The sequence below is a fragment of the Flavobacterium sp. RSP49 genome (assembly GCF_003968735.1).
Taxonomy (GTDB): domain Bacteria; phylum Bacteroidota; class Bacteroidia; order Flavobacteriales; family Flavobacteriaceae; genus Flavobacterium.
The window spans coordinates 88,783-102,939 of sequence record NZ_RYDN01000002.1; the positions used below are offsets into that span (position 1 = coordinate 88,783).

Consider the following 14,157-nt stretch of genomic DNA (forward strand, 5'->3'; position numbering starts at 1 on the left):
AGTATTTAATCCGGATTGGCCATGATTTTAAAAAGGTCTGAATTAGAAATGTAAAAACGGTTTTCTAATGCTATTTTCGAAAGTTGTGATGTTACTAAATTGTTTTCTCGGATATTGATTAAAAACAACGAGCTTTCACCAAAAGAGAACAAACGTTCTTCTGAATTTAGCATGGTGAGATTGTCTTGCACTAATTCTTTGATTAACTGCTGTTGTTTTAAGAGTGATTTGATTTCTAGTTTCTGGGCATTGATTTTATTAGTCAATTGCACTTTTTCCAAATCCAATACAAATTCAGATTCCTGTACTTTGTATTTTGCCAGTTTCAAACTACCGCGCTCTTTTCTGAGAAATAAAGGAAAATAGAAATCCAATCCAATTTTATAATCCTCAAATTGATAGTTGTCAATATAACTAGGTTCTGAAATATAAGAGTACCCCACATCAATTTTAGGCAAAAGCATGTTAGCTTTTAGTTTTTGTTCCACATTCAGCATATCAATTTTGCTTTGCAATGCATTTATTTTGGGGTGATTGGTGATGGAGAAATCTGAATTCAATAAGTCATTGGTTTTTAAACTTTCCTGAATGGTAAATTCTAATTGTATTTCAGGAATTAAGGCATCGGATAATTCCAGCGGAATGTTGTTTTCTAGCCAAAGAAAAGTTGCTAGTTCTAATTTGGCTTTAGCCAATTTTAGGTTCGAATCCTCCAGGCTCAGCTTTCTGTTTTTCACAATAATTCCTGCTTCAACACTATCAATGGCGGGTTTGTCCCCTTGAATGATTAACGATTGAATTCCTTTGAAACGAATTTGTGCATTCTGGTTGTATTCCTGGTACAAAGCAACTTCGTTGAAGTTTTTCTTCCAATTGAAATACGCCAGGGAAGCATCATACAAAACCATAATAGCCTGCAGTTTTCGTTCTGCCTGACTTAGTTGCATTTGCATTTTGGCTTTTCGTACATCTGCCATTCTTTGATTTATAAACAAACCTTGACCAAGCGGAATGGTCACTCCGAGTGAAGTTAAACCTTGATTGGGAAGCGTGTTTTGGGGATTCAAATACACACCTTCACTATTATCGAAGCCCGCTTTAATCTCGATGCCATACCACGTGGGTATTTTGAAACTGCTGTTTAAAATGGAATAATATTCGCTGCCTTTGAATTGTTTTTCACTGAAATCAACTTCAATTTTTGGGTCAAAACCACCACGAGCCATCATCAAATTAGCTTGGGATTTACTGATCTCTAAATTGGCATTTTTCACCAAGGGATGGTACTTTTTTACATATCCCAGAAATTCAGTAAAGGTCAGTTCGTTGGATATTTTTTCTTGAGCACCCGCAGAAAGCCCGAAGAATAAAAATGCTAAAAATATCTGTTTCATTATTTTTTTTCTGTTGTTATTGTAGGCGAAGGTTTGTAATAATTAGGCGGAAATCCGTTCAAGGTTCTCCACAGCTCGAACCATACAGGAACATTGTCCAATAAAGCGATTGTTTGCGCACCAGCACCAATACTTAATTGAATAGGCCATTTATCTTCGTTTTTATCTGGAGCAATCAAAACTCGGTATTTTCCATTGACGCTAATGAAATTTTCAATAGCCACAATTTCACCTCCAAAAGTTCCGTAAGACATATTAGGCCATCCTGAAAAAACAATAGTAGGCCATCCATCAAACCAAACGCGTACTTTTTCACCTTTGGCTAATAATGGCAAATCGATTGGATTTACAAATGTTTCCACAGCGATATCATAGTCGGAGGGCATGATAGTGGCTATTGGCGTGCCTTCTTTCACTGTTTCCCCAAGGCCGGATTGCAAGGCCCTGTTGATATAGCCGTTTTGGGATGCTTTGATGTAATACATTCCATTACGGATGCTGTAGTTTGCGTATAGATTCTCCAGTTTAGAAACTTGAACATCTGTTTCAAACTGGCTGCTGAGCGCTGTGAATTTTTCACTATTTGCTTTAGAAACTTTCTCCGTATACTCCGCACTTATTCGGTTTATTTCTACTTTGGCATTGATCAACTCGTTTTTACTGATTAAGTACTTGTTTTCTTGAGTGATGATTTTAGCTTCAACTTCTTGCAGTTTTAATCTTTTTTCTTCAATATCGGTCAGCGGTTTCAAGCCTTCTTTATTCAATTGTACGGACCGATTGTATTGTGTATCTGCAATTTTTAGTTGGGTTTTTACAGCAACAAGATCCATGCTGTCACTTTCTATTTTTAAAACGGATTGTTTGATTTTGTTTTGTGCTTGTTCTAGTTTTAAGACTTTCTCCCTTTCAATGGCCTGGATTTGTTCTGAAACCGTGCTTACCTTAAACCCATAAGATTGTAAAGATTGTTTTTTGGCATCGATCTGGCTTTTCGTATTTTGCACTAAATTAGGATCCATGTAATCTTCTTTGATCTCTGAGATAAAGAGTATAGTGTCGCCTTTCTTGACAAAATCACCTTCCTGAACGTACCATTTTTCAATTCGACCGGAGATTATACTTTGGATAGATTGTGGTCTTTGACTTGGTTTTAAGGTGGTAACTGCTCCAGTACCAGAAATGTTTTGAGTCCATGGCAAGAAAAGTGCAATTATACCAAGTATGGAAACAGCCGCTATAATTTTATTTAAAATTTTGTAATGCGGCCTGTTTGTTAGATTTTTGACCGCTTCGTATTGGTCTAACTGTTGCAGTTTTGTTTGGTTATCTGAAATGTTTAGCATGACTATTATTTTTTTAAATCAAGTTGAATATGCCCATTTTTCATCGTGATTTTTCGATTGCATTTGGTTTCCCAATACGGGTTTTTTGAGGACACGATAATCGTCCATTTATTTTTATCGGATGTAATAAAATCTATAATTTCATTAGCTGCTTTTTCATCCATGGTATCAGTTGGATCTTCGTAAAAAAGTATTTTGGGTTTGTGAATGATGCTTCTTGCCAGCAATACTTTTTGTGCATTAGAAGAGGATAATTGTCTCCCTTCAGGGTAAATCCGGGTGTCTAATCCTTTAGGAAATAATTTTATAAAAGAGGTCAGTTGTACTCCGTCTACTGCCCATTTTATATCCTCGGGACTAACGGAAGGATCATTAAAAGTAATGTTTTCTTGCAAGGTTCCCTCAAATGGTTTCTCTCCATATATGACACTTCCGATTTGTGAGCGGTATTGTTTTATGTTTATTTTACGAAAAGTGTCATCATTTACATAAAAGGAACCGCTGGTAGGCTGCAATAAGCCAGATAATACCCTAATTAAAGTTGTTTTTCCAGAACCATTTTCTCCATTTATAACTATTCGGTCTCCTTGTTCTATTTTTAATGAAATAGCGTTTAAAATTTCTTTTTCTGAATCTGGAAATTTGAATGTCAGGTTTTCTATTTCTATTGAGATTTTATTGTAACAGATGTTACTGTTAACAATGGAAGAATCTTCTAATTCTAAGTCCGTTACTTCCCCGATTTTTTCAATCGATGTGAGTACGTCATAAAAAGTTTCCAATCCGATAATGATTTTTTCAACGGAATTTATAACTAATAAAATAATAATTTCAGCAGCTACAAATTGGCCAATATTCATTTGTTGAGATAAAACTAGGAACCCACCGATGGATAGCAAACTTCCGGTAATGATGACTTTAAAAATAATCAAATGCGTAAATTGTTTTTTGATCACATTAAAATGTTTATCGCGATACACCAGGTAATCGGTTACAATCATGTTGGTTTTTTTTAAAGCAAAATCATAATTGAGTTCATTTCTAAAACTAAAATTATTACGTGCCATTTCTTGCAGCCAGCTCGCTACTTTGTATTTGAATTTAGATTCTTTTAAACTCGTTTCCAGGCCAGATTTAAAAGAAAATTTGAAAATAAAATACAACAAAGCAAGTAGTAAAACACCAAATATGATAAAGTAAGGATGGTATAAGGACAATAATATTATCCCGAAAACAATTTGTAACAAGGCTGCAGAGAAATCAGTTAGTAACTTTGAAGTCCCTTTTTGAATGGTCATTGTGTCAAAGAAACGATTGGCTAGCTCCGGCGGATAGCTGTTGTATAATTCTTTTGATTTTATTTTAGGCAGCCGTGCAGCAAACTCAAAAGAGGAACGTACAAATATTTTTTGTTGTAAGTTTTCTGTAATCCGCAATTGCATGATGGATAAAATACCCACTAATGCCACACCAAAAATTACTAAAATAATAAGCACAATCCAAGATGCGCTAACTCTTCCGGATTGGATAAAATTTGTAATCGCCTGTATTCCCAGTGGAAGGGACAAACTGAGCAGTCCGGCAAAAATGGCGTAAAAAAATATTTGATAGACGTCTTTTTTATCTAATTCAAGTAGATTGTAAAATCGTTTTAAGGGAGTCATAATGGGAGTGTTTTTTTTTTTTTTAACTTAAAACTTTTTCTACAAGATTTTGATAAAAATTAGTGGTGCTATCAGAATCAGTACAATCTGTGATGGTTTTTAAATGGTTCATTAAAAAATATTGGTGCAAACTTCCTTCAACAATTGTTGAAATTAGGGATTTAGAAAAAGGGTATTCGGGATTTACTTCTTTTACAATAGCCACAATTCTATTGATTACTCTTTTGTAAATCAAGAAAAAACCTTCTTTATTTTCCTGATCGATTTCTTTAGTATGTAACGTTTTAGTGAATTCTGAAATGATGATTTTATTTAGAACGGCCTCGTTAATGTGTAAGGCACTATTGTCGTTGGTTATTTTTTCAGTAACAATTGCAATGGCTATTTTGAGTTTTTCTTTGGGATCCAAAACATTTGTTGTTGCAATAACTAGCTTGTTTTCCATCCAACTCCAATACCAGGACGATAAATAAACCAATAGTTTATGTTTGTTCTCAAAATAACGATAGATGGAACTTTCATTAGAATTGATTTTCTCACCTAATTTCTTGAAAGTAAAATTATCAAATCCAATCTCATGGATTAAAAGGATACTTTGCTCTATGATTTTTTTTCCTAAAGCGGATGTCTCAGGATCCTTTACATAGATTTTTTCGTTGACTTGTATTTTTAAATTGGAGAGAACCGTATTCATTTTATCGAAATTTTATATAAATATAGTAGCATTGCCAGCTATAAAAAAGTGTTTTACTAAATAAATTGTAAGCATTGAATTTAGATACATTTATCTTCTAATTTCTGGGTGTAATTTCTTTAATTTCAGATTCTATATTTGGTCAAGGCGCATGCTTAGCGCACAATAATTAGCAGTGTCATTCAGACGAACGGTGGATAAGCTGCAAAAGAGCTAGCCGTTTGTACCGCCCAAGTTTTTTACTTTTGATTAAAACAAATAACAATGTAGCAACTACTCGTATTAAATGCGGCCACCATGCTAAAACGTCCAGTCAGTGAATGGTTTCTACTCTATCTTTTTGTGCCTGTCTTATAGATTTACTCTAAAACCAAAATTTAAATTTTCTGTTGACCGCTCTGGGACCATGATTTTATTATCTTTTATTTCTAGCAATTGTAAGTGTTTTAATTGTTTGATTTCTTTTGGAATTTCTTTAAATTGATTGTTATTCAAATATAAAAACTCTAAATTTTTTAAACTACTGATGGTTGATGGCATATTGTTTAAATTGTCGTTTTCTAAATGTAATATTCGTAAAGATTTCATTTTGCTCATTATTTCTATATTTGCCTCTAAATTTAAATTTGTTTCATCGTTTAAAAAAAGTTCTTCTAAGCTTTTTAACTTCCAAAAATCTTCTGGTAATACTGAAAAATCATTTCCGCTTAATTCTAGTACTTTAAGTTTTTTTAGTACTGTTATTTCTTTTGGAATTACAGTTAAATGATCGTTTTTCAAACTTAAATACTCAAGATTTATAAATTTTGACCAGTTAAGACTGTCTAACTTTATGGTTTGATTACTCAAATCTAGGCGGAACACTTTTTCGGGCTCCTTTAAAGCCTGTTCTATATTGGTGAATTCTTTTTTGATTTGAATCGAATCAGCGATTTGCCCAATACTTATTTGGGTAATTAAAAAAAGGGTGATTGTGTAAAATATTTTCATTGTGTTTGAATTTAGTTTGATAAGTAGGGTTATTATTCCGATTTTATTCACTAAGTACCACAAGTACAGCAGTATTCATGCTTTCTTGTAAGTGATTGTTTCTTGTTTGCAAATATAATAGTAACGCTATCAAACATAAAAGCATTTAACTTTTTTTTGTAAAAAAAAACTACTTGAATCAAGTAGTTTTTTATTGGGACATTTGTATGTAAGTAATAACCATGCTATAATGTCGTATTTTAAAATCAGGATAAAATTATGTAAAAATCTGATTTAAATCTGTTTTACTTAAAGTTAATTCTTTTGACTTTACGACTTTTAAACTTTCGACTTACTTAGTATCTTTAAAGTAAGGAATGGCAGGTCATAACAGCAGGTTTCTCCACACCCATTAATTCCAAGATTGTTGGAGCAATGTCGCCAAGAACTCCATCATGAATGGTTTTCAAGTCGTTGTCTACTAAAATAATGGGAACGGGATTAGTTGTATGTGCGGTGTTCGGACTTCCATCAGGATTGATCATCGTTTCACAGTTCCCGTGATCTGCTATGACAATGGTAGTGTAATTATGCGCTAATGCAGTTGTGATTACTTTTGCAACGCATTTATCAACGGCTTCACAGGCTTGTATGGCAGCACTCATAATTCCGGTGTGTCCTACCATATCCCCATTGGCAAAATTTAGGCAAACAAAATCTACCTCTTCTTTCTCTAGTTCACAAACTAAAGATTCTGTTAATTCAAAGGCACTCATTTCCGGTTGCAAATCATATGTGGCTACCTTTGGAGAGTTTTTCAGGATGCGGCTTTCGCCAAGAAAAGGCTGTTCTCTCCCGCCAGAAAAGAAGAAAGTCACGTGAGGATATTTTTCCGTTTCGGCAATACGAATTTGCTTTTTTTGTGCTTTTTCTAAAATTTCCCCAAGAGTTTCCGTGATATTATCTTTGTTGTATACGACTTTTATGTTTTTGTAGGTTTCATCATAATTGGTTAGCGTTACATAATACAAATTGAGTTTGTGCATGTTTTGCTCATGACAATCTTTTTGTGTCAATACTTCGGTTAGTTCTCTTCCTCTATCCGTTCTGAAATTAAAGAAAATAACCACATCATCATCTTCTATGATTGCGACAGGTTTGCCTCGTTGATCCACCATAATTGTAGGGTGAATAAATTCATCCGTTATATTGACGTCATAGCTTTCTTGGATAGAAGCTACTGCATTTGTGGTAGGTGTTCCAATTCCGTTTACCAATAAATCGTAAGCTAGTTTTACTCTTTCCCAGCGTTTGTCTCGATCCATTGCATAATAGCGTCCCACAACCGAAGCCAGTTTTACAGTAGTATTCGCCATATAATCCTGTAAATCCTGAATGTAATGTGTACCGGATTTTGGATCCACATCGCGACCGTCCGTGAAAGCATGAACGAAAACTTTTTGTAATCCGTGTTGTTGTGTAGCGTCAATCAAACCGCGCAAATGAGAGGTGTGTGAATGTACACCACCATCAGAAACCAGGCCTAAAAAATGTACTTTTTTATTGTGTGTTCTGGCATACGTAAAAGCATCAACTAAAACGGGCTCCTTTGCTAAAGTTTCATTTGCAACAGCGAGGTTAATCTTAGCTAAATCCTGATATACAATTCTACCTGCGCCAAGATTCATATGTCCTACTTCACTGTTTCCCATTTGACCTTCAGGAAGTCCAACATTTAAACCGTCAGTTCGTAGTTGAGCACTGGGGTACTTTTTATACAGGCCTTTAATAAAAGGGATATTGGCATTGTCGATTGCAGAAACTTTTGGATCAGGAGATTTTCCCCAACCATCCAGAATCATAAGAATTACTTTTTTGTTCATGGAAATTTATTTTAAACAAAGATAAAACATTTCTAAAAAGGTTCAAATGAATCAAAAACACTATTATTCATTCTAAGGGGATCACCTGCAAATAATGATTATTTTGCTATAGAAAAGGGACTTTTTTGAAATAAACGCATTTTAGAATTTGTTCTTAACTTCATTGTAATCGATAAAATAGCGAATGCTTATTGAAAAAACATGGCTTAGTGCTTCGTTGTTTAATAAATTAGTAACATTCTCACCAAATTCTTTATTAATATTTCTTTCAAATGCAGCAGCATTATTTCTATAAAGAATGGACACTTGGCTACCGGGGGCAAACCACCAGGAATAGGATAAATCCGTATTCCAGGAGTAAAAACTGGAATTTTTATTGGTAGTGTAGGCCATAAAATTAGCCAATCTGCCGTTTTGTTGCAATGACAATGCGTTTTTGTTTTCAGCATACGACCAGTATTGACGTATGGAGAGATTAAAATTCATCTGACTGTTTAATGAATATTTCCCTGAAAGAGTATTAGAATACGTAATTACATTTCTATTAGCAAAAACAATTGTGTTTGGTGTGGTTGCATTCATGTCGTCATTCACACTGTCTACATATCCTTTGTTATTGTTTTGTCTCAAAAAATTGAAATTGTAATTCAAAGATATTTTATCGCTAAATCGGTATCTCGGACCTAAAGAAAACCCATAAGAGTTTCTTCCGGTTTCATCAAAAATTGCAAATGAAGGGTTGAAATTAATTGCAAATGGATTATTATAATTTGAAGAAAGATAAACAAAGCCACCAATTTTGGTTGGTTTTATTACAAATCGATCTGCCGATCTGGGTTCATAATAATCAAATGTTTCTAACGGATTGGCGTCAATTCCCATTCCAAAATAATGATTTTTTTTGTTATTGGAGTTAATCTGAAAGCTGATGTTGCTGGACTGCACTTTGCCAGTTTCTTTTTGAAATTGGGAGTACATATTTATTCGAGCATTAAAAGTGTTGAAATACTTCGTTGGATTCAAAATTCGATAACTGGAATTGCCATAAATACTAAAATAATTAGTCTCGAAATTGATTCCTAAATCATTGTTATCGAAATTTTTAGTTGTGATATCAGTGCCCAGCCCGTAACGAAATTTTCCGCTGGTTTCAGAGAAATTCAATTGGGAGTTAATCCCTGTTTTCTCTTCGGTATCATTTATGTAACTGTACTTAAAATCTCCTGAAATGTTGTAGGTGTTCTTTTTCGTATTCAAATCCCAAACTAATGCCGTAACATTCCCATCACGAAAATGTCCGTTCCGAGTTACATTGGTGTTTACAAATGCAACTGAGGAGTTTTTGCGAAAGCGCTGGTCTAAAACCAATACACTATAGTTAGCCAGAGGTTCAAGTTCAGTTCTTAATGCCCCGGTTTCATTGTTAAAAATAGTCGTTGGAGTATTTTTAGTAACAGCGTTTAAAATTCCTATTCCTAATCCGTCTTTAGTTCGTCCCGAAATTTTAAAGGCATTAATAAGACTAACATTTGGAGCTTCCGCAAACGATTCGTTTTCATTTAGTTTGTAGAAGGGCGTTCCTCCAATCCGTCTAGAATAGAGGAGATTACCTTTGCTGAACAAATCCGTTCCCTCTGTAAAAAAAGGTCTATTTTCGTTGAATTGCTGTTCAAAAGGACCGAGATTTAGAATTTGATCGTCAAATTTTGTTTGTCCAAAATCAGGCACAAGGATCATGTCCAGAGTAAAAGCATCATTTATTCCGTACTTTAAATCCAATCCGCCTTTGAGTGTCCCGATAGTTTTTTCTTGGCTGTTTGCATTTACATAAAAGGAAGAATACGGTAAAAGAAAGAGTCGGGTAGGTGGTTTTATATTTTCAATTCCTTCCAGAATTCCGGTTTGCTGGGTAAAGGTACCTAATTTAGAATCGATGAAATTCCAAGTGTATTTATGACGGTCTCGTCGTATTTCCCTAAAGAAATTAAGTCCCCAAGTTTGTTTCTTTTCTCCCGAAAAACGCAAGGCTGCATAGGGAATTCGCATTTCTACAATCCAGCCGTTTTTCGTAATTACTGCTTTGCTATTCCATACGGCATCCCAGGAATAATCTTCGCCATTGGTGTCTGTCATGATGCAATCAGCCTGACCGTCTGCTGCATTGACAAAAAATTGAAAATCTTGTTGCCCATCATTAAAGCCATTTATAAAAACGCCAAAAAGATCAGCAGTGCCAAAATTATCTCTTTGGGTAATTTCTCTCAGGATTTTATCAGGATTTTCATCATACATAGTAGCACCAATATACAGGGCATCATTATCGTACACTATGCGAACCTCTGTCCTTTTATTGTCAGGAATTTTTTTGCCGTTATCAGGTTCAAACATGATAAAATCAGTAGCTATTGCTGCGGATTGCCATCTCGTTTCATTTAGGTTTCCATCGATAGTAATTTTATCGGAAATAAATTTAGTGTGTAATACTTTTTTTTGGCTGTAGCCAATAAAAGAGAGTGCTAAAAAACAAAATAAGAAAGAATTCTTCATGAAATAGTTCAATGGTTGGAACAAAATTAGAAAAACTAAAATAGTTTCAAAGTGAAAATGCACCAATTCACACAATAGTTTATTCTACTAGACTTTCTTTTCAATGGAATGTTACAGTTTGATTCAAAAAAATTAAAATTTATTTTTGATCACATTGTAGTCGATAAAATAGCGGATGCTAATAGAAAGCACATTGGTCAGGTCACTGTTGAAAATGTTTTTAAGATTTGCAGACAAATCTTTTTCCACCATATCTGTTCTTTCTAAACCAAAATTTCGGTACAAAACAGAGATTTCACTTCCTGGAGCAAACCACCAGGAATAGGATAAATCAAAGTTCCAAGAATTAAAATTCCTATCTTTATTTTGTGCGTAGGTATTGTTTGGAGTCAAATAACCGGAATTTTGTAAGATAAGGAATTTATGATTTTTTGAATAAGACCAATAATAGCGTGCGGTTAGATTTACAGTCATTCTATTGTTGATCGCATATTTTCCGGTAAAATCATTTTGGGCAGTTTCTCTGCTGCGTTCTGCAAAAATTATCTCCGTAGGTCCTGAGTCTACCCAGCCACGATCATTGGTTTTATTAAAATAATCCAATATGTAGGTAATGGAAAGCCTGTCGTTAAATCGGTATTTTGGACTTATATACAACCCATAAACGTTTCGATTCTTTTCATTGTATTTTGTGAAGGAAGGCTGGAGCACTAATGTAAAAGGATTGTTGTCGTTAGATGTGAAATTTACTGCTGCAAAAACTTTTTCCGGGAGAAATACATATTTGCCATATTCTCGTGGTTCATAAAAATCATAGGTTTTCAATGGAGAAAACTCTACTACAAATTCTAAAGCGTCGTTATTTAATGTTGTGGCCTTAGTTTCTGTTCCAAAAGCACCAGTCTGTAACTTACCGGAGGTGTTGTCCATTTCAAAATTTATATATTGATTGATTCTGAAGGTATTAAATAATTTTGTCGGATTTACAATTCTGTAACTTCCATTTGCATAGGCATTGTGGTAATTAGAATAAAAATTGATTCCTAGATCATTGATGTCATAGTTTTCTGAGACGTATTTTCCAGAAAATCCATACCGATATTTTCCACTAGTTTTGGCAAAGCCTATCTCTGTTTTAAATCCGTCGTAATCCTCAGTCGTTTTGATGGAACTGTATTTGAAATCGCCATACAAACTATAGGTATTGGCTTTTGTATTCAAATCAAATAACAAGGCAGAGGTATTTGCATCTCTGAAATCGCCATTTCTGGTGGTATTTGCATTTATAAAAGTAATAGATGAGTTTTGGTTAAAACGTTGATCCACTACAAATAGATTATAATTAGTCAAAGGTTCAATTACTTCTTTTCTAATTTGGCCGGTGTCGTTGTTTAAAATAGTAGCTTTAGTCTTTTCCGTAACGGCATTCAGGAATCCAATTCCCAATCCTTTCTCGGTTCGGCCGGATATTTTTACGGCATTCAGTAAGTTTACGGTGCTGGGATAATTTGTTATTTCTTCTTGATTATCAAGGAGTAATTCTGTAGTGGATCCTCCGCCAATTCGTCTGGAATAAAACAAACCACCTTTGTTAAAAAGATCGGTTCCCTCTGTGAAAAAAGGCCGGTTTTCTTCTAATTGTTGCTCAAATGGCTCTAAATATAATATAGCATTATCAAATTTTGTCTGACCAAAGTCAGGTACCAAAATAGCATCTAATGTAAAGGAATCATTGATGCCGTATTTGATATCCAAGCCCGCTTTTAAAGTAATACCGGAGCCTATCGCACTTTGTTGGTAATACGCCGATGAATACGGAATCAAAAAAAGTCGTGTCGGTGTCTTTATATTTTCAATTCCCTGCAGGATTCCCGCTTGCGGAATTACGGCTCCAATTTTAGTATCAATCCTATTCCAGGTATATTTTTGTACGTCACGCTTGATTTCCCGCATAAAGTTTAACCCCCAGATTTGTTTGTCCGCTTTGGAAAATCGTAAAGCGGCGTAGGGAATCTTCATTTCTACCGTCCAGCCAAATTCAGTGAGTGTTACTTGGCTGTCCCAAATTGCATCCCAACTAAAATCTTCAAAATCTTCCGTTGCTATACAGTCCATTTGTACGCCTGCCGCACTTACAAAAAAACGAAAATCTTGCTGGCCATCATTGAATCCATTGATATAAACGGAAAAATGATCGGAAACGCCAAAAATATCTCTATTCGTAATTTCTTTCTGAATTTTAGCAGGTTCGTCATCATACAGCAGTGCTGCGATGTAAATGGCATTATTGTCATATAATATTTTTACCTCTGTTTTTTTATCCACACTGATTGGTTTACCATTATCAGGCTCAAACATGATAAAATCCGAGGCTACTGCGGCGGACTTCCATATTTCCTCATTAAATCTTCCGTCAATTACAATGTTTTCTGTGGTGGGTTTTGCCTGAAGCGTTTTTTTTTGACTTTGAGCATTCAAACTAATGAATATAAAATAAAATAAAGCTGTAGGTACTAATTTGAACATAAATCTGCGAGATGATTGATCAAAAATAGTGAAATTAACATATAAATAGGATTTTTTTAAATTTATTACTCACTATTAAATCGCTTTTTGCGTTAAGTTAAAAATAAAACTTTGTTAAAAAGTGGTTTCTAGCCTGATTTTTAACCTACGTTTGCAATTCTCAATTAGTCCATAACTTAAAGACAATCAATGATCTATAACATATTTCTTACTATTTTTTTGCAGTTAATCTCGTTTGTGCCAATCAAAAACAACTTTCCTGAACCAAAGACACACACGCCAGTGATTTACGCTGAAGCTGTGAAACCGAGTTTGGACGATAATATTACAGTGGCATATAATAATTTGCATTCCAATAAATTTGCACTGCCTAAATTAGAAAGTTTCTCCGAAGCGCTAAAAGGATACTATTTGTTAAAAGAAAAAGGATTAGTCAAGAAGGAAATTTTGACCTTAATCGATTTTAGTTTGTCTTCTACTATTAAAAGACTTTGGGTTATCAATCTGGGTACTGGGGAAATTTTATTTCATTCTCTGGTAGCCCACGGTAGAAATACTGGCGATGAATTTGCTTCTGATTTTTCAAATACTGCGGAATCCTTTAAGAGTAGTTTAGGCTTTTATTCGACAGGCGAAAATTACGCTGGTAAACATGGGATGTCACTTCGATTAGATGGTCTGGAAAAAGGAGTAAATGATAATGCCAGAGCAAGAGGCGTGGTGATGCATGCAGCAACGTATGTTTCTAATTCATTTATAAAAAACAATCAAAGATTAGGAAGAAGTTTGGGCTGTCCTGCTGTTCCTGTAACCTTGTCTAAAGCAATTATCAGTGTTATCAAAGATAAATCCTGTTTCTTTATTTATCATCCTTCAAGAGTGTCAAAATTTGGATCCAAATCAGCTTTGTAATTTGCCGTATAAATCAGCATCAAAAGTATCGCTATCATCTTTAAAAATCAATTTATTGTTCTCGCTCCAAGCAGTCCAATATAAGAGATGAAAGGCGACTTCTTTTTTGATTTCGACAAATTTTGTTCTTTTGTTCTGTAACATTTCTTTGATTTATTCCAGATTCCAATTGACTCTGTCGTACAGTAAATATTCCGTTACTATTAACTCCTTTATAAAATA

General features: G+C 34.4%; 10 protein-coding genes. 1 reads left to right on the plus strand and 9 read right to left on the minus strand.

What is annotated here, in order from left to right; all coding sequences use genetic code 11:
• Positions 1-5 precede the first annotated feature (5 nt).
• The 8 genes from EKM02_RS01975 to EKM02_RS02010 all read right to left on the minus strand — a co-directional run bounded on the left by EKM02_RS01975 (position 6) and on the right by EKM02_RS02010 (position 13,023).
• Positions 6-1,394, minus strand: a complete 1,389-nt coding sequence (locus EKM02_RS01975) for a TolC family protein (RefSeq protein WP_126451809.1) — start codon at positions 1,392-1,394, stop codon at positions 6-8.
• Positions 1,394-2,740, minus strand: coding sequence for an HlyD family secretion protein (locus tag EKM02_RS01980; protein ID WP_126451810.1), 1,347 nt, complete (start codon positions 2,738-2,740; stop codon positions 1,394-1,396). The genes EKM02_RS01975 and EKM02_RS01980 overlap by 1 nt, the downstream gene beginning before the upstream one ends.
• A gap of 5 nt (positions 2,741-2,745) precedes the next feature.
• Complete coding sequence (locus EKM02_RS01985; RefSeq protein ID WP_126451811.1) at positions 2,746-4,404, minus strand: peptidase domain-containing ABC transporter; 1,659 nt, start codon at positions 4,402-4,404, stop codon at positions 2,746-2,748.
• Between the two features lie 22 nt (positions 4,405-4,426).
• The gene (locus EKM02_RS01990) at positions 4,427-5,098 is read right to left on the minus strand and encodes a TetR/AcrR family transcriptional regulator (protein WP_126451812.1); all 672 of its coding nucleotides are present in this window, start codon (positions 5,096-5,098) and stop codon (positions 4,427-4,429) included.
• A gap of 351 nt (positions 5,099-5,449) precedes the next feature.
• Positions 5,450-6,088 (minus strand): leucine-rich repeat domain-containing protein, encoded by a 639-nt coding sequence (locus EKM02_RS01995; RefSeq protein ID WP_126451813.1) that lies wholly within the window; start codon positions 6,086-6,088, stop codon positions 5,450-5,452.
• Between the two features lie 344 nt (positions 6,089-6,432).
• Positions 6,433-7,950, minus strand: a complete 1,518-nt coding sequence (gpmI, locus tag EKM02_RS02000) for a 2,3-bisphosphoglycerate-independent phosphoglycerate mutase (protein WP_126451814.1) — start codon at positions 7,948-7,950, stop codon at positions 6,433-6,435.
• Positions 7,951-8,091: 141 nt separating this feature from the next.
• Entirely contained in the window at positions 8,092-10,497 is a 2,406-nt protein-coding gene (locus EKM02_RS02005) for a DUF5916 domain-containing protein (protein WP_126451815.1), read from the minus strand.
• A 132-nt stretch (positions 10,498-10,629) separates the two neighbouring features.
• A complete protein-coding gene (locus EKM02_RS02010; protein WP_126451816.1) occupies positions 10,630-13,023 on the minus strand; it encodes a DUF5916 domain-containing protein in 2,394 nt (797 codons plus the stop codon).
• A gap of 189 nt (positions 13,024-13,212) precedes the next feature.
• On the opposite strand from EKM02_RS02010, the gene EKM02_RS02015 reads away from it, so the two are divergent.
• Positions 13,213-13,935, plus strand: a complete 723-nt coding sequence (locus tag EKM02_RS02015) for a murein L,D-transpeptidase catalytic domain family protein (protein WP_126451817.1) — start codon at positions 13,213-13,215, stop codon at positions 13,933-13,935.
• Here the strand turns inward: EKM02_RS02015 and EKM02_RS14735 are convergent.
• The gene (locus EKM02_RS14735; protein ID WP_158614717.1) at positions 13,924-14,079 is read right to left on the minus strand and encodes a hypothetical protein; all 156 of its coding nucleotides are present in this window, start codon (positions 14,077-14,079) and stop codon (positions 13,924-13,926) included. The genes EKM02_RS02015 and EKM02_RS14735 overlap by 12 nt on opposite strands.
• Positions 14,080-14,157: the final 78 nt, after the last annotated feature.

Bases quoted from the DNA above. Each gene is read 5' to 3' on its own strand.
- EKM02_RS01975 (WP_126451809.1), bottom strand. From the start codon at position 1,394: ATGAAACAGATATTTTTAGCATTTTTATTCTTCGGGCTTTCTGCGGGT.
- EKM02_RS01980 (WP_126451810.1), bottom strand. From the start codon at position 2,740: ATGCTAAACATTTCAGATAACCAAACAAAACTGCAACAGTTAGACCAA.
- EKM02_RS01985 (WP_126451811.1), bottom strand. From the start codon at position 4,404: ATGACTCCCTTAAAACGATTTTACAATCTACTTGAATTAGATAAAAAA.
- EKM02_RS01990 (WP_126451812.1), bottom strand. From the start codon at position 5,098: ATGAATACGGTTCTCTCCAATTTAAAAATACAAGTCAACGAAAAAATC.
- EKM02_RS01995 (WP_126451813.1), bottom strand. From the start codon at position 6,088: ATGAAAATATTTTACACAATCACCCTTTTTTTAATTACCCAAATAAGT.
- gpmI (WP_126451814.1), bottom strand. From the start codon at position 7,950: ATGAACAAAAAAGTAATTCTTATGATTCTGGATGGTTGGGGAAAATCT.
- EKM02_RS02005 (WP_126451815.1), bottom strand. From the start codon at position 10,497: ATGAAGAATTCTTTCTTATTTTGTTTTTTAGCACTCTCTTTTATTGGC.
- EKM02_RS02010 (WP_126451816.1), bottom strand. From the start codon at position 13,023: ATGTTCAAATTAGTACCTACAGCTTTATTTTATTTTATATTCATTAGT.
- EKM02_RS02015 (WP_126451817.1), top strand. From the start codon at position 13,213: ATGATCTATAACATATTTCTTACTATTTTTTTGCAGTTAATCTCGTTT.
- EKM02_RS14735 (WP_158614717.1), bottom strand. From the start codon at position 14,079: ATGTTACAGAACAAAAGAACAAAATTTGTCGAAATCAAAAAAGAAGTC.